Annotated in this window: 14 protein-coding genes and 2 riboswitches; of the genes, 12 read left to right on the top strand and 2 right to left on the bottom strand. The window is 44.8% G+C overall.

What is annotated here, in order from left to right; genetic code table 11:
* The first annotated feature begins 1 nt into the window (after position 1).
* From kdpB to JOJ89_RS18160, 4 genes are all read left to right on the top strand, one after another.
* Positions 2–2,071 (top strand): potassium-transporting ATPase subunit KdpB, encoded by a 2,070-nt coding sequence (kdpB, locus tag JOJ89_RS18175; RefSeq protein ID WP_481825279.1) that lies wholly within the window; start codon positions 2–4, stop codon positions 2,069–2,071.
* Positions 2,072–2,091: 20 nt separating this feature from the next.
* The gene (gene kdpC, locus JOJ89_RS18170; protein WP_203288791.1) at positions 2,092–2,676 is read left to right on the top strand and encodes a potassium-transporting ATPase subunit KdpC; all 585 of its coding nucleotides are present in this window, start codon (positions 2,092–2,094) and stop codon (positions 2,674–2,676) included.
* Between the two features lie 180 nt (positions 2,677–2,856).
* A complete protein-coding gene (gene kdpDN / locus JOJ89_RS18165; protein ID WP_203288789.1) occupies positions 2,857–4,008 on the top strand; it encodes a KdpD-like non-kinase potassium sensor in 1,152 nt (383 codons plus the stop codon).
* A 16-nt stretch (positions 4,009–4,024) separates the two neighbouring features.
* Positions 4,025–4,441, top strand: coding sequence for a CBS domain-containing protein (locus JOJ89_RS18160; protein ID WP_203288787.1), 417 nt, complete (start codon positions 4,025–4,027; stop codon positions 4,439–4,441).
* Positions 4,442–4,473: 32 nt separating this feature from the next.
* Here JOJ89_RS18160 and JOJ89_RS18155 read toward each other — a convergent pair whose 3' ends face one another.
* Positions 4,474–5,889, bottom strand: coding sequence for an amino acid permease (locus JOJ89_RS18155; protein ID WP_203290383.1), 1,416 nt, complete (start codon positions 5,887–5,889; stop codon positions 4,474–4,476).
* Positions 5,890–6,005: 116 nt separating this feature from the next.
* Positions 6,006–6,183: riboswitch (Lysine riboswitch) on the bottom strand.
* 221 nt (positions 6,184–6,404) lie between these two features.
* Between JOJ89_RS18155 and JOJ89_RS18150 the strand changes: the two genes are divergently transcribed.
* Together JOJ89_RS18150 and JOJ89_RS18145 are read left to right on the top strand one after the other, a co-directional pair.
* Positions 6,405–6,581 (top strand): twin-arginine translocase TatA/TatE family subunit, encoded by a 177-nt coding sequence (locus JOJ89_RS18150; RefSeq protein ID WP_029284291.1) that lies wholly within the window; start codon positions 6,405–6,407, stop codon positions 6,579–6,581.
* A gap of 134 nt (positions 6,582–6,715) precedes the next feature.
* On the top strand, positions 6,716–8,509 hold the full coding sequence (locus JOJ89_RS18145; protein ID WP_203288785.1) for a M3 family oligoendopeptidase: 1,794 nt from the start codon (positions 6,716–6,718) through the stop codon (positions 8,507–8,509).
* A gap of 57 nt (positions 8,510–8,566) precedes the next feature.
* Here JOJ89_RS18145 and JOJ89_RS18140 read toward each other — a convergent pair whose 3' ends face one another.
* Positions 8,567–9,301, bottom strand: coding sequence for an alpha/beta fold hydrolase (locus JOJ89_RS18140; protein WP_029284287.1), 735 nt, complete (start codon positions 9,299–9,301; stop codon positions 8,567–8,569).
* A gap of 116 nt (positions 9,302–9,417) precedes the next feature.
* Positions 9,418–9,561: riboswitch (cyclic di-AMP (ydaO/yuaA leader) on the top strand.
* 161 nt (positions 9,562–9,722) lie between these two features.
* Between JOJ89_RS18140 and JOJ89_RS18135 the strand changes: the two genes are divergently transcribed.
* The 6 genes from JOJ89_RS18135 (at position 9,723) to JOJ89_RS18110 (ending at position 16,381) form a co-directional block, all read left to right on the top strand.
* On the top strand, positions 9,723–10,970 hold the full coding sequence (locus JOJ89_RS18135; RefSeq protein WP_029284285.1) for a dicarboxylate/amino acid:cation symporter: 1,248 nt from the start codon (positions 9,723–9,725) through the stop codon (positions 10,968–10,970).
* 115 nt (positions 10,971–11,085) lie between these two features.
* Positions 11,086–12,444: a sensor histidine kinase gene (locus tag JOJ89_RS18130; RefSeq protein WP_029284283.1), complete on the top strand. Its 1,359-nt coding sequence runs from the start codon at positions 11,086–11,088 to the stop codon at positions 12,442–12,444.
* Positions 12,441–13,118, top strand: a complete 678-nt coding sequence (locus tag JOJ89_RS18125) for a response regulator transcription factor (protein WP_203288784.1) — start codon at positions 12,441–12,443, stop codon at positions 13,116–13,118. Before JOJ89_RS18130 ends, JOJ89_RS18125 begins: the two co-directional genes overlap by 4 nt.
* Before the next feature lie 63 nt (positions 13,119–13,181).
* On the top strand, positions 13,182–13,508 hold the full coding sequence (locus JOJ89_RS18120; RefSeq protein ID WP_029284279.1) for a metal-sensitive transcriptional regulator: 327 nt from the start codon (positions 13,182–13,184) through the stop codon (positions 13,506–13,508).
* Between the two features lie 20 nt (positions 13,509–13,528).
* Positions 13,529–13,735 carry a copper chaperone CopZ gene (gene copZ, locus JOJ89_RS18115; protein WP_029284277.1) on the top strand — a complete coding sequence of 69 codons (207 nt, stop codon included), beginning with the start codon at positions 13,529–13,531 and terminating at the stop codon, positions 13,733–13,735.
* A 228-nt stretch (positions 13,736–13,963) separates the two neighbouring features.
* Positions 13,964–16,381 (top strand): heavy metal translocating P-type ATPase, encoded by a 2,418-nt coding sequence (locus tag JOJ89_RS18110; protein ID WP_203288781.1) that lies wholly within the window; start codon positions 13,964–13,966, stop codon positions 16,379–16,381.
* Positions 16,382–16,427 lie beyond the last annotated feature (46 nt).

Genomic DNA, 16,427 nt, shown 5'->3' with positions numbered 1-16,427 from the left:
GATGGAAGATGCAAGACAGACAGAGCCGGAAGATCAGAAGCCGGAATGCAGAACGAAAGTGGATAAAGGGCTGATTGGAAACGCAATAAAGGCATCTTTTATTAAGCTTGATCCGCGAATCATGGTGAAAAATCCAATCATGTTTATTGTAGAAATTGGTTTCTTCCTGACATTGCTGCTCACTTTTGCACCTTCTGCTTTTGGATCTGCAGAAGTAAACGTGACGTTTAATTTAACGGTCTCACTGATTCTTTTGTTCACCGTGTTATTTGCTAACTTTGCTGAAGCTTTGGCAGAAGGACGGGGAATGGCTCAGGCAAACTCGCTGAAAAATTCCAAGAAAGAAATGACGGCCAATCGCCTGAAACCTAATGGAGAGATTGAAAAAATTGACTCCGCTTCGCTCCGCAAAGGAGATGTGGTTATTGTATCACAGGGAGAGTTTATTCCAGGGGACGGTGAGGTTATCTCCGGTCTTGCATCTGTTGATGAATCAGCCATTACAGGAGAATCTGCTCCTGTTATTAAGGAAGCAGGAGGGGACTTCAACTCCGTAACAGGAGGAACTAAGGTGGTCAGCGACGAGATTAAAGTGAGAATCACAAGTGATCCGGGAGAATCCTTCCTTGATAAAATGATTGCTCTTGTTGAGGGTGCACAGCGTCAGAAGACACCGAATGAAATTGCTCTGAATACGGTTTTAACTAGCTTGACACTCATTTTCATGATTGTCGTTGTAACACTTCCTTTTTATGCGGATTATCTCGGTTTTCAACTAGAAATACCTGTTCTGATTGCACTGCTGGTTTGCCTGATTCCCACGACAATCGGGGGATTGCTATCCGCGATTGGAATCGCCGGGATGGACCGGGTAACCCAGTTCAACGTCATTGCCATGTCTGGTAAAGCCGTTGAAGCTGCAGGTGATATAAACACCATCATTCTGGACAAAACAGGTACGATTACATTCGGAAACCGGATGGCAAGTGAGTTCATTCCTGTCGGCAATGCCCCGATGCAGGACCTTGCCCAATGGACAGCCATCAGTTCACTGGATGATGAAACACCTGAGGGAAGATCGGTTCTTGAGCTGTTAAAGAACAAGCAGCTTTCATATAGAACGGATCTTGCAGCTGGAGGAACGTTCATTGAGTTCAAAGCCGAAACCCGCATGAGCGGCATGGATTTGCCTGATGGGACGGTTGTAAGAAAAGGCGCGGTTGATGCCGTGAAGAAATGGGTTCTGTCACATGGAGGAGTCATCCCTGCTGATCTTGATAAAAAAACGGATGACATTTCCAAGGCCGGCGGTACGCCGCTTGCTGTAGCCATGAATAATCAGATCTTCGGATTAATTTATTTGAAAGATACGGTGAAGCCCGGAATGAAAGAGCGGTTTGACATGCTTCGCAGCATGGGGATCAAGACCGTTATGTGTACGGGAGATAATCCTCTCACAGCTGCCACAATCGCAAAAGAAGCAGGAGTTGACGAATTTATTGCAGAGTGCAAGCCTGAGGACAAAATCGAAGTCATTAAATATGAACAATCACAGGGCAAGCTTGTTGCCATGACGGGTGACGGTACAAATGATGCCCCTGCACTTGCACAGGCAGATGTAGGTCTTGCCATGAACAGCGGAACGGCCGCTGCCAAGGAAGCTGCGAATATGGTGGATCTGGATTCGAACCCGACGAAAATCATTGAAGTTGTCTCAATCGGAAAGCAGCTGCTGATGACACGCGGGGCACTGACAACCTTCAGTATCGCAAACGATATTGCCAAATATTTTGCCATCATACCAGCCGTGTTTATGCTCGCCATTCCGGAAATGAATATGCTGAATGTCATGAGACTTGATTCGCCAATCTCTGCGATCCTGTCAGCCTTGATTTTTAACGCAGTTATTATCCCGATTCTGATTCCTCTCGCAATGAAAGGTGTCAGCTATAAACCGATGAGTTCAAATGCCCTGCTCAGAAAAAATCTGCTGGTATACGGTTTCGGAGGAGTGCTGGTTCCTTTTATCGGCATTAAAATGATCGATCTCTGCCTTGCTCTATTTATATAAGAAGAAAAGAGGTTTATACAATGGAAGAAAAACAATCAATGATAGGGCCGATTATCAGAATGACCCTTGTGTTAATGGCCTTCTGCGGCCTGGTATATCCGGTTGCGGTAACAGGAATTGCCCAGGCGGCTGCTCCTCATAAGGCAGATGGAAGTTTAATTTATGATGAGAATGATAAGGTGATAGGTTCTGAGCTGATCGGACAGACTTTTACAGAAGAAGGCTATTTCCACGGAAGAGTCTCAAGCATTGAATACAACGGTGCAGGATCAGGCTCCAACAACTATGCACCATCCAATGAGGATATGCTGAACCGCACGAAGGAATCTATAATAGAGTGGAAAAAAAACAATCCTGAAACGAAAATCAGCGATGTACCGAATGACCTGCTGACAAATTCAGGCTCAGGTCTTGATCCGCACATTAGTCCAAAAGCAGCCTACGTGCAGCTCGATCGCGTTTCAGAAGCAACAGGAATTAACAAAGCTGAACTTGAAAAACTGATTGAAAAACATGTGCAGGGAAGGGAACTTGGACTGTTTGGGGAAGAAAGATTGAATGTTCTTAAATTGAATCTGGATTTGAGAACAATAACGAAACAATAAAAAGTCTATGTTGTTTTAGCATAGATTTTTAAAAATAGTGGAGCGAAAGGGAACGGATGCCACTGTAATATAATATTTATGCGAAAACAGCCATAATAATAGATTCGCCTCAGCTGCCGATTGCGCTGAGGCTGAATATTTGCAAACAGCTGACACGCTTATTTTAGAGGCGGTGAAAATATGACCGAAAACCATCCATATTTCAGGAGGAAAACCCCACAGGAGCTGCTTGATGAAATTGCAGAAATGAACCGGGGCAAACTGAAGCTTTATGTCGGAGCTGCCCCAGGGGTTGGAAAATCGTATAAAATGCTTCAGGATGCCCATGATTTAAAGCTTGAAGGAATTGATGCAGTTATTGGACTGATAGAGTGTCATGGAAGAAGAGAAACAGAGGATCTGGTAAAAGACCTTGAAGTTATCCCGCTAAAAGAGATGACGTATAAAGGAAGTATATTCAGAGAACTGCATGTGGAGGCCATTATTGAAAGAAAGCCGGCGGTTGTTATTATTGACGAGCTTGCCCACACCAATATACCAGGCTCTAAAAATCTTAAAAGGTATATGGATGTAGAAGAAATACTGGAAGCAGGCATCCATGTCATGTCCGCCGTCAATATTCAGCATCTGGAAAGTGTCCATGATATTGTTCAGCAAATTACGAGAGTAGCGGTGCGCGAACGCGTGCCTGATTTGTTTGTTCAAAGAGCAAGCGAAATCCAGCTGATTGATGTGACGCCTGAAACGCTGAGAAAAAGAATGTCAGAAGGTAAAATTTACGGCTCTGACAAGATTGAGCAAAGTCTCTCCCATTTCTTTACTGTTCCCAATCTTTCTGCTTTAAGGGAGCTCTCCCTTAGAGAAGTGGCGGACGATGTAGATGAAAAAATGGAGCAGATCAGCGGAAACCTTTCATATGGTCCCATAGGCGTACATGAAAAAATACTTGTCTGCGTGGGCTACGGCCCCACAGCAGAAAAACTCATCAGAAGAGGCTGGAGGATGGCGAACCGGCTCCGAGCACAGCTTTTTATCCTCCATGCAGCAAAATTACCGGAAGAATCATTTACCCAGGAGATGAGAGAAAAAATGGAAAGGTGGAAGCTGCTGTCCTCTCAATTCAATGCCGTCTTTTTGCTTGAGCATGAGAGAAACCGGAAACCTGCAGACATCATCATAGAAACAGCAACGAAATACCATGTGACCCAAATTCTCCTTGGGCAGTCAGCAAGAACAAGATGGGAGGAAATCCGAAAAGGGTCTATCGTAAATACAATTATGAGAAAAACAGAAAACATTGATATTCATATTGTGTCAGATGGAAAAATATAGAGAGGACTTTTAAGAAATGAATATTGCTTTTTTCCTGATTCCAAAAAAGGAAGTTGTCTATTTGCCTATCCAGTCGACGATGCGTCAGGCGCTTGAAAAGATGGAATACCACCGCTATTCAGCGGTCCCTCTGCTTGATCAAGAAGGGAAATATGTCACGACGCTGACAGAGGGAGATCTGCTCTGGAAGCTGAAAAATACCCCAAACCTGAATTTTCATAACACAGAAAACATCCGGCTGACGGAAATTCCTTATCACCGCAAAAACGAGCCCATTTCCATTCAGGCTGAGATGGAACATATTATTACAAGGGCCATGGAACAGAATTTTGTGCCAGTGACTGATGACAAAGGAATCTTCATTGGAATCATAAGAAGGAGAGAAATCATTGAGTATTGTGCAAGCCAGATGTTTGCTCCGGCAGCAAATTAAAAGGGCTGCATAATGGATGCAGCCCTTTTTGGTTAAGCAGAGGCAGATTCTTCTTTTTTCATGTACTTTACAAGGAATGGATAGATCACAAAGCCTGCAAGGAAAAGGCCGACACCTAAAGCAAATGTTTTAAGGTCTGCTGTTCCGGTGACGATAACCCAGACAGAATAAATACAGGCTATGGACGCGATGATCCCGTCTTTTACACGCGAACCCTTTACCAGATCATACGTTTCTCCTTTAGCAATCAGCTTCAGGAAGAAGATGGAGGATACTAGGTACGGGAAAAGATAAGCAAGTGTAGCTGACGTTGTCAGGAACGTATAAGCTTCGCTGATGGTTCCTGAAATCGTTGAGAAAATGAAAATCTGCGACATCAAATTTGTTATCAGCAGGGCATTTAAGGGACTGCCTTTTTTATTGGTCTTTGCAAAGAATGCCGGGAAGATGCCTGATTTCGCGGCCTGATACGGCACTTCAGAAGAAAGCAGAATCCAGCCGATGGTGGAACCGAACAGAGACACAACGGCGAGCAGAGCCATCGCATTCGCTCCTGCATCTCCTAAAATAACGGAGAGCACATCGACGAATGGTTTGTCGGAGGTCTGCAGCTGTTCATGCGGAAGAACGGCCATGGTTATAAGTGTGATAATCATATAGATGAAAACAGCAATGATTAAGCCGGTAATAGTCGCTTTTTTCACATCTTTTTGTGAAGATGCACGACCTGAAAGAATAACGGCCGATTCAATGCCGACAAACGCCCATAAAGTTGAGATCGCGGCGAACTGAATTTGACTTGTCAGTCCGAGTGTACTGCCGCTGTCTGTTTCAACCGGGAAATAGAATTCGCCGAAAGAGGCAGATTCGAGTGCAAATAATCCGGCAATGATAAACAGCATAAATCCAATGACTTTAGAAGCGGTAGCAGCAAAATTAAGCTTCCCTGCACCCGTCATGTTTGTGACAAGAATGGAATGAGTACCCCAAAGCAGGATGGTACACACAGCAAACGTTACTGCTCTCCCAAGCTGAACGTCCTGTGAACCTATCGTAAAAAGAACCGATTTGTCAGACATAATCGGAAAAAAGGAAGATAAATAGCCGGCAAAGCTGGTGATAATGGCGACATTGCTGATCCAGTTCGCGACCCAGTATCCCCAGACCATACTGAAGCCTGCGACATTTCCTTTTTTAGGCGAATCAAAAAGTGCTTTCGCATAGCTTTGAGGACCGGCCGTCAAATCCGGTCTGCGGATAGAAAGATTGCCGAAAACAAGAGCAATCATCAGTACGCCGAATCCAGTGACAAGCCAGGCGCTCGTTACACCGAGAGGACTTGCCGTTTGTGCAAGTGTACTCGGAAGCATGAAAATACCCGATCCGACCATATTTCCTACAACAAAGGCTGTTAACAGCCAAAAACCCCATTTTTTCTGTTTCAAAATGTGAAACCTCCTATGGAACACATACCTTATTTTCAGTCTGTGTCATTCTTGATAGAAACAAACAAAAAGACGCACGGAAAAGTCCGTGCGCCAGAATACGCAAAAACTCACCATCATCTCCAGATAGCACTCCGCAGAAAAATCTGCGGCAGTCCGGCACCTGTTCGATGCCGTCCCAGCGTATAACAGTGTGGCTGTTATACACTTCGGCGCGAAGGCCTTTCGTCATGCGTTCATCAGCCCCACCGGCCTCATGCATGCTACTCTTCCAATCGCGCAACCTCTACCTCACTGAGATGTCGTGAGGATTTTTAATGTTATTTTAATAGCATTAATTTAGCAGGGGGATATAAATTTGTCAACGAGATATCCCATTTAGCAATATTTGCATGATATCTTGAAATAATTGTCACCAAAACTTCACTTTGCAATGTACACAGGAATCTACTATAATTTACAAAGATAACGTTTTCTTTCTATTTTTATGAAAATATGACATGGAAGAAGGGTACATGATGAACTTGGGATTCGGCGAAATCATGTTGATTGTGTTTGTGGCACTCCTGCTTTTCGGACCGAAAAAACTTCCGGAGCTGGGCAAAGCTGCAGGCAAAACACTGAGAGAATTCAAGAATGCAACAAAAGGCTTAATGGATGACGATGAGGTAAAATCAGATAAATCTGTAAAGTAAATAAGAACAGCCTGCGGGTTGTTTTTTTTTTGATTTTAAAAAGAGTAAGAATTATACAAAAATTCAAACGGATGTTATATAATAGACCTGTCAGTTTATTTAGTGCAGCGAAATACTTAATAGGGGGTAGAATTATGAAAGCCGCTACATATGCAGAAACATGGGATTTGAATGTGTTTTTCGGAGGAGGCAGCAAGTCTGAAAGTTTTAAGCGCCACTTAGAAGAGCTTGAAAAGGACGTTCCATTATTTAAGGCCGAGGCAGATCAGCTGGATGTGCCAAGCTCAAAAGAGGATCACGTTTACCTTAATGAAATCCTTGATTCATTTCAGGGGATTGCAAAAAGAATTAGACAGGCGGGTGCATTTGTCGGCTGCCTGCAGGCCCAGGATACAGAGGACAAAAACGCTGCTGTTCTGAGAGGGAAAGTAACGCAGCTCAGCTCTCACTTTCAGAATGCACTCGCAAGCCTTGATCAAAAGCTTGTAAAAGTGGAGGATAGAATCTGGGAAGAGCTTATTCTGACGGAAAGTCTGGCTGACCTCAGCTATGTGCTAACTGAACGCAGAAACAAAGCGAAGAATAAACTGCCGATGGAGCAGGAAACGCTGATCAATGCTCTTTCTGTTGATGGATATCATGCGTGGGGACAGTTTTATGACACTCTCGTCTCAACGGTGAAAATTCCATTCAGAGAAAATGGAGAAGTAAAAGAACTTTCCGTTGGCCAGGCGGCCAATAAATTCTCAAGCGGGGACCGTGAAGTACGCAAGGCTGTTTTTGAAGAGTGGGAAAAAGCATGGGGAAGCAAAGCTGATTTATTTGCACAAACGCTGAATCATCTTGCGGGCTTCAGGCTGAATGTCTACGAAAAGCGCGGCTGGAACGACGTGCTCAGCGAGCCCCTTGAAATCAACCGGATGAAGCGGGAGACGCTTGATGTCATGTGGAAAGTTATCTCTGAAAACAAGCAGTCTCTAGTGAAGTATTTAAAAAGAAAAGCAGAGCTTCTCGGGGTGGAGAAACTCAGCTGGTATGATCTTGATGCGCCGATCGGCGGCAAAGAGTCGAAGGTTTCCTACCAGGAGGGAGCTGAGTTTATTCTAGATCAGTTCTCAAACTTCGGAGAGGAGCTTACCTCTTTTACGAAAAAAGCCTTTGAGGACCGCTGGATCGAAGCGGAAGACAGACAGGGAAAGGCGCCGGGCGGATTTTGCACAAGCTTTCCTGAGAGCGACCAGTCCCGCATCTTTATGACGTTCTCAGGCACGCCTTCAAACATTGCGACTCTTGCCCATGAGCTTGGCCATGCGTTTCACCAGCATGCAATGGCAGGCGTTCATCCGCTGAACCGCAGCTATGCGATGAATGTGGCGGAAACGGCTTCGACATTTGCCGAGATGATTGTGGCGGATGCTTCAGTGAAAAAAGCAAAAACGGAAGAAGAGCGCCTTGCCCTGCTTGAAGATAAAGTACAGCGCAGTGTGGCGCTTCTGATGAACATACATGGCCGTTTTATTTTCGAAAATGCGTTTTATGAAGAGCGCAAAAAAGGAATGGTGAGTGCCGAGAGAATCAGCGAGCTGATGGAAGACGCTCAGAAAGAAGCCTATTGTGATTCATTAGGCGAGTATCACCCGCACTTCTGGGCATCAAAGCTCCACTTTCATATTACGGGCGTTCCATTCTATAACTTCCCGTATACATTCGGTTACTTGTTCTCGCTTGGAATCTATGCAAAAGCGCTTGAGGAAGGAGCTGCTTTTGAGCAGAAATACATTGCCTTGCTTAAAGATACAGGCTCGATGCAGGTTGAAGATCTTGCCATGAAGCATCTTGGCGCTGATCTGACAAAAGAGGATTTCTGGAAAGACGCAGTGGCTCTTATAGTTCAGGATGCAGAGGAGTTTCTTGAGGCAGTAAAATAATTATAAGATACTGCACCCTTAAGCTATTTGAAGGGGTGCAGTTTTTTTGTTTAAAACTTATTGATTCATGATGATCCATCTGTCGATTGTATTAACAATAAGGTCCTGCTGAATATAAACGTTGATGTCCGCTTCATTATCGCCTTTTTGATTGCCGTAAATGCCGAACTGCGCATGATTTCCGCCTTTAATTTGATAGAAAAATGTATCCTCTGAAAGCAGGTGTTTTTTCTCCCGGATATCATCAAGAGTGGCCAAACCGTCTTTCTCTCCGTAAATTGTCAAAATCGGAAAATCAGTCCCGGAAAAATCACTGGAATCTGTGGGATAGGCAGCCATAAGGAACAGTCCTTTTATTGTATCCTGGTGGTCATAGGCATAGATCGATGCTGAAGCTCCCCCAAGTGAGTGCCCTCCCAGATACCATTTTGTGATTTCCGGATTGTCTTTAATTACATTCCCGGCTTTATTGATGCCGGCAATCGCCAGGTTAAAAGGCATTTTGACAATCGCCGCTGTATATCCCCGCTGAGCAAGCTGCTCGGCAAGATAGGCGTAAGCTTCAGGCTCGACCTTTGCTCCGGGATAAAAAATAATGCCCGTATTTGTCTTCTGATTCACCGGTTCAAAAAGCAAATAGCCGTCTGCTGTGTTTTCCTTTTGAATATTGGTCGAGTTGTAAAGGTCTTCAGTTGCTTTATATGTCTGCTGTGACCATATGAAAAAGCCTGCAAACGCAAGTACAAGTACTGCCACGGCTATCAGAAAAAAATTTTTGATCCATCTTTTCATGGGAAAACTCCTTAATTTATCGCGATTTCTGCTAAATTTTATGCTTAAATCCAACTAAAGGCAAATTTTGATGTTTGCCAAAAGACAAACTATTATTTAGAATAGTAGTATAACTTAATAAATATACGCTTAATCCTTAACAGGAGCGGGGGACCCGAGTAAGTGCGCATGCACTGGGGGTGAATCCTTGTAGTTTTGAGGTAGGACAGCTCTTCGTCCGAATCCGACAGCTAACCTCGCTTGCGCTGGAGAGACTCAACTGTGAAAAGTCATAATTATTCAAATTGACGAATGCAAACCATGGGTTCCTCCTGTGGTTTTTTTGTATTTTTCAAAAAACTCTCACAATCATGTTTCTCCATCCCGTTAAACTGGGAATAAATAACTAGCTTTTTATTATTCTATTTTACGGAGGTTGTCTATGAAACTAGCAACGAAAATCATCATTGGTCTCATTCTGGGTGCAATTGTAGGATTAATCCTCAATATTACCGCCCCGGATTTATTTAAGCAGCTGGATACATTCCTGTTTACGCCGCTTGGAAAAATCTTCTTGAACTTAATTAACATGCTTGTTGTGCCGATTGTCTTCTTCTCTATTACTCTTGGGGTAGCCGGGCTCGGTGATCCGAAGAAGCTTGGGAGAATCGGTGTTAAAACTGTAACATTCTTTCTTGGAACAACCGCACTCGCCATTGTCATCGGACTGGTTCTTGCCCTTACGATTCAGCCGGGGAACTTCGGGGAATTTGATACATCTTCTGCAGAGTACGAAGCGAAGGAAGCCCCTTCTGTAGCGGAAACACTGCTGAACATGATTCCAACAAACCCTGTTAAGGCTTTTGCTGACGGCAATATGCTTCAGATTATCGTTTTCTCAATCTTTGTAGGTCTTGGTATTACATTCCTTGGTAAAAAGGCAAGTGCTTTGCTGAGATTTGTTGAGCAGGGCAATGACTTAATGATGTACCTTGTCAATCTTGTAATGAAATTCGCTCCATACGGCACATTTGGTTTAATCGCAGCAGCAGTCGGCAGCCAGGGACTCGATGCTCTGAAGGCAATGGGTCTCTACATGGGAGTCGTTATTCTTGCCCTTGTGATTCATGCCGTTGTCACATATGGATCGGCCATCTTCTTCCTTGCAAAACAAAGTCCGGTGGCATTTTTCAAAAACTTCTCGCCGGCAATGGCAGTTGCCTTCAGTACGTCAAGCAGTAATGCAACACTTCCTGTATCTATGGAAACAGCCCAAAAACGCCTGAAAGTTCCTGAGCCGATCTCAAGCTTCGTTCAACCGCTTGGCGCAACAATCAACATGGATGGAACAGCAATCATGCAAGGTGTAGCGACAATCTTTATTGCGCAGGTTTACGGTATCGACCTTACAATCACTCAAATGATTACGGTCGTTCTGACAGCTGTTCTTGCATCAATCGGTACTGCCGGTGTGCCGGGAGTAGGACTAATCCTGCTTGCCATGGTACTGAACTCTGTCGGTCTTCCAGTAGCGGGTATCGCCTTGATCATCGGTATTGACCGTCTTCTTGATATGGCGCGTACAGCCGTTAACATCACTGGAGATGCAGCATGTGCTGTTATTGTTGCTGAAACGGAAAAGAAACATGGAGAATATAAGATTCCTGAAATTGATGAGAAAATGGTTTAATACAGAAAGCGGCCTTTGGGGCCGCTTTTTGTGTATGCTTTTTTAGCCCGCTTGCACAAATTATGCATATTTTTCTGGTATGGTAAAAGAAATAAGAATAATAAGGGGATTCACCGTGAACAAGCTTGCCATTAAAATTGGATTATTGTTTTTTATCATTATCTTAATAGTAGAGACCTGTCTTTTTCTCTTTTTATACAGAAATCTTGTAAATACACGTGTAGAAGAAGAGCTGACTGCCCTGCAAATCAGGGGGGACAGCCATCGTGATGTCCTTGAGAAACACGGGGATGAAACAACAATGGAGCATGTGGTTCTCATGGAATCTGAGGCTGATACGGACGTTTTGCTGACAGCAGCGGATAAAACCGTTCTCTATGGATCTGCTGATCTCAATTCTGATATGGAAAAGGCATTAATGGAACCTTCGGCATCGGGGGAAGACTGGAAAAACAGTCCTTATATATGGACGGCAAGCCCCGTCCGCGACGGGGAAAAGGTAAAAGGATATGTCTATATGTTTAAAGGGACAGATTCCATCCAATCCATGATCTCAAGGCTGAACGACCATTTCCTTTTTATCGGCACTGTTTCTGTGCTGCTGACGATTATAGCCGTTTTCTTTTTATCAAGAATTGTGACAAAGCCCCTGCTCAAGATGAAAGAGGCAACGGAGCGGTTAAGTGCAGGGGATTTTACGGTTAAGCTGCAAATGCACAGAAACGATGAGCTTGGCGAGCTTGGTGCCTCCATTCAAAAGCTGGCAAGTGATCTTGAGCACCTGAAACAGGAAAGAAACGAATTTTTGGCAAGCATTGCTCATGAATTGCGTACCCCCCTCACGTATATTAAGGGATATGCTGATGTGGCAAAAAGACCGGAGCTTCACCCTGCTGAGCGATCGAACTATTTGACAATATTAAGCGAGCAAACATCCAGCCTGTCAAGATTAGTGGAGGATCTGTTCGAACTGGCAAGAATGGATCAGCTGTCCTTTCACATTGAGAAAGAGAAAACGGAGATACGGTCATTCCTCCGAAAAACAGTTGAACAGGTTCAGGCCGTTCTGGCAGACAAAAAAATGGAGGTTGTAGAGGACTTTCCGGAAGATGAGGTCTATCTTTTTATTGACCTGGCAAGGTTTGAGCAAGTTACTTTGAATATTTTAGACAATGCCATCCGCTATTCGGAGGAGAATTCAGCCATTACAGTCAAAGTCCGGGAAGAGCAGCATTCCGTGAAGATTGCCTTTTCTGATGAGGGGATCGGGATACCTGAGAAAGACCTGCCGCATGTCTTTGACAGGCTCTACAGAGTAGACAAGTCGAGGTCGCGCCACAGCGGAGGGACAGGTCTTGGTTTGGCCATCGTAAAAGAAATTGTGGAGGCTGCGGGAGGCACAGTCCGTGCAGAGAGCAGTCTTGGAAAAGGAACTTCTATTATCATTGAGTTTCAAAAGGAGTCAAAAGCATGAAAAAAATACTTTTGATAGATGATGAACAGCTGATGCTTAATCTGCTGGAGCTTTATCTTGTGCCTGCAGGCTATTCCTGCGTGAAAAGCACCGACGGCAATGAAGCGGCAGACTTGATCGCAAGTGAAAACCCTGCTCTGGTGATTTTAGATATCATGATGCCGGATAAAAGCGGTTTTGAGATCTGCAGGGAGATCAGGCTGTTTTCAGATATTCCGATTATTATGGTCACCGCCCGGGATCATAAGGCGGATATTGTAAAAGGACTCAGGGCCGGTGCGGATGACTATCTGACGAAACCGTTTGATGAATCCGAATTGCTTGCAAGAATTGAAGCCATTCTAAGAAGAACGCGAAACAACCCTGCAATTGAATTCAGGGGATTAAAGTGGGATGAAAATAAGCAGGAAGCTGTTTACCGAGAGAAAACAATTCCTTTTACCCCAAAAGAATTTCGACTGGCCGGTCTTTTTCTGCAAAACCGGAACAGGGTGTTTGACCGGGACCACCTGATTACGGCAGTATGGGGATATGAGGCAGATACAGACGGCAGAACGGTCGATTCTCACGTGAGACATATCCGGGACAAACTTAGAAAAACAGGCTTTCCGGTTGAAGAACACCTTCAAACGGTATGGGGTGCAGGCTACAAGTGGACAGACGAAAAAAAATAGGCGGTTTTTTCCTTTACATAGGGTAGGGGGGTATGGTAAATTTAAATCAAGGAGGTGCATGACATGGTTGATCACGTAAATGAACCTGAAAGCTGTCATGTTCCAGGAACAGACCGAAAGAGCCATCATTCGGAAACAACTAAAAAGAATTTAGTGACACGGCTGAACAGAATAGAAGGCCAGATTCGGGGAGTAAAAGGGCTGATTGATAAGGATACCTATTGTGATGATGTTCTGACTCAAATAGCTGCTGTACAATCTGCCCTGAATTCCGTCAGCAAAATTCTTCTTGAAGGCCACATGAAAAGCTGTCTGGTCGAACGCATCCAGGATGGTGATCTTGAAGTCATCGATGAAGTACTTGTAACTGTTAAACGTCTAATGAAATAAAACAAAAGGGGAGATACAATATGGAAAACGCAACATTGAATGTACAGGGAATGTCATGCAACCATTGTGTGAAAGCAGTAGAAGGCGGCGTGGGTGAACTGAACGGTGTCACATCAGTAAAAGTCAATCTTAACGAAGGCACAGTAGCTGTCGAGTACAACCCGGAAAAAGTGAACCTGGCTGCCATCAAAGAAGCTATTGATGATCAGGGGTATGAGGTGGAATAAAACGAAAAGCGGAATCGCCTTGGTCAGCTCCGAAGGGCAGAAAAGGATCCGCCGGAAAAAGCCGGGTTTGCTTTTTTTGGCGGAGCCGTTCTGGCCGAGGAGTTAGGCGATGGAGCTGGACAATGAGAAAAGCGCAATCGCTTTATTTTAACCAAAGAAACCGTGCTAAACCGCACGTTTTCTTTTTTAGAAATATATACCCCTATGTGGTATATGGAGGGACTCTAAATGAGCAATCTCAAAGAAACCAATTTTCAAATAACCGGAATGACGTGTGCAGCCTGTTCAAACAGAATTGAAAGAGGCCTGAATAAGATTGAGGGAGTTGAGCAGGCAACAGTGAACCTCGCTCTCGAGAAAGCTTCCGTCACATTCGATCAGGGAAAAACGAACAGCGCAGCCATTCATCAAAAGGTAGAGGATCTGGGATACGGAGTCAGTCTTGAAAAAGCTGAATTCAGTATTAGCGGAATGACGTGTGCAGCTTGTTCGGCAAGAATTGAAAAAGGACTGAACAAGCTCGAAGGCGTATCAAAAGCAACCGTTAACTTAGCTCTTGAAACAGGTTCGGTTGAATACAGCCCTTCTGTTATTACACCTCAGGATATGATCAAGCGGATTGAAAAACTGGGGTATGGAGCAAGTATCAAAGCAGAGAAGGGCCATGAAGATACAGCAGACCGCAAGCAAAAAGAGATTGGGAAGCAGCAGAGAAAATTTATATTATCGGCCATCCTTTCAATTCCCCTGCTCTGGTCAATGGTCGGTCATTTCTCCTTCACCTCATGGATGTATGTGCCGGAACTGTTTATGAATCCCTGGTTTCAGCTGATTCTCGCAACTCCGGTTCAATTTATAATTGGAGGCCAGTTTTACATTGGCGCCTACAAAGCACTTAAAAATAAGAGTGCCAACATGGACGTTCTTGTTGCACTTGGAACATCAGCTGCCTATTTCTACAGTCTCTATTTGACAATAGTGTCCATCGGGCATGCCGGTCATATGCCGGAGCTGTATTTTGAAACGAGTGCTGTGCTGATTACCTTGATTCTGCTCGGAAAGCTGTTTGAGGTTAAAGCAAAAGGAAGATCGTCAGAAGCCATAAAAAAACTGATGGGACTTCAGGCAAAAACAGCAAGGGTGATCAGGAACGGCACCGAACTTGAGGTGCCTCTTGAAGAAGTTGCAGCAGGAGACACCGTGTTAATTAAACCGGGAGAAAAAGTGCCGGTTGATGGTGAAATCATAGAGGGGAATTCAGCATTTGATGAATCCATGCTGACAGGTGAAAGCATTCCTGCCGATAAATCACCCGGTGATCAAGTTTATGGAGCAACAATTAATAAAAATGGCTTCGTTAAGGTGAAAGCAACGAAAGTCGGCAAGGATTCAGCGCTTGCACAAATCATTAAAGTGGTTGAGCAGGCGCAAACGTCAAAAGCGCCGATTCAGCGTCTCGCCGATCAAATTTCAGGCATATTCGTTCCAATCGTTGTCGGGATTGCCGTTCTTACGTTCCTGATCTGGATCTTGTGGGTTGACCAGGGAAACTTTGCAGGAGCTCTTGAAAAAATGATTGCGGTGCTTGTCATTGCATGTCCATGTGCACTGGGCCTTGCTACACCTACCTCCATCATGGCAGGTTCCGGGCGTGCTGCTGAAGCGGGTATTCTTTTTAAAGGCGGAGAACACCTGGAGACGGCGCACCTTGTTGATACGATTGTTTTAGATAAAACCGGTACTGTGACAAAAGGGGAACCGGAATTAACTGATGTGATTTTATATGGTGACCGTGATGAAGGGACTGTTCTTAAGCTGATTGCTGCAGCAGAAAATCAGTCTGAACATCCTCTCGCTCAGGCCATTGTCGCCGGAGCTAGGAAGAAAGGCGTGGAGCTCGCAGAAGCAAGCCAGTTTGAAGCTGTACCCGGCTTTGGTATTAAAGCTGAGGCAGCAGGCCATGAAGTGCTGATTGGCACCTTCCGCCTAATGGAAAAAAACGGAGTTGACGCGCAAGCAGCTCTTTCAGAAAAAGAACGCCTGGAAGCTGACGGGAAAACGGCTATGCTTGCAGCAATTGACGGAGAACTGGCGGGCTTGATCGCTGTAGCGGATACGATTAAAGAGACATCTAAAGCAGCGGTTGAACGCTTAAAGCAGATGGGACTCGACGTCATCATGATGACCGGCGACAACGAACGGACAGCGCAGGCAATCGCAAAAGCTGCGGGCATTGAGCATGTCATTGCTGAAGTGCTTCCTGAAGGAAAAGCAGAAGAAGTGATAAACCTTCAGAAGGCCGGGAAAAAAGTGGCGATGGTTGGGGACGGCATTAACGATGCTCCCGCCCTTGCTGCTGCAGACACAGGCATGGCAATCGGCACAGGAACGGACATCGCCATGGAAGCGGCAGATATTACGCTGATGAGAGGCGATTTAAACAGCATTGCGGATGCCATCTACATGAGCAAGCTGACCATCCGCAACATTAAGCAGAACCTCTTTTGGGCTTTTGGGTATAATACGCTTGGCATTCCAGTGGCAGCGGCAGGGCTGCTTGCACCATGGCTTGCCGGAGCAGCCATGGCCTTCAGTTCCGTATCAGTTGTACTGAATGCCTTGAGGTTGCAGCGTGCAAAATTATAAAGTGTGTGAACCAGGTCTGCTGCAGCGGCCTGGTTTTTTTTCTGTA

Source organism: Metabacillus sp. cB07 (genome assembly GCF_016839225.1).
Lineage (GTDB): Bacteria > Bacillota > Bacilli > Bacillales > Bacillaceae > Bacillus_P > Bacillus_P indicus.
Note: the sequence above shows the minus strand (reverse complement) of the source record. Positions and strands in the feature narration are given on the sequence as shown.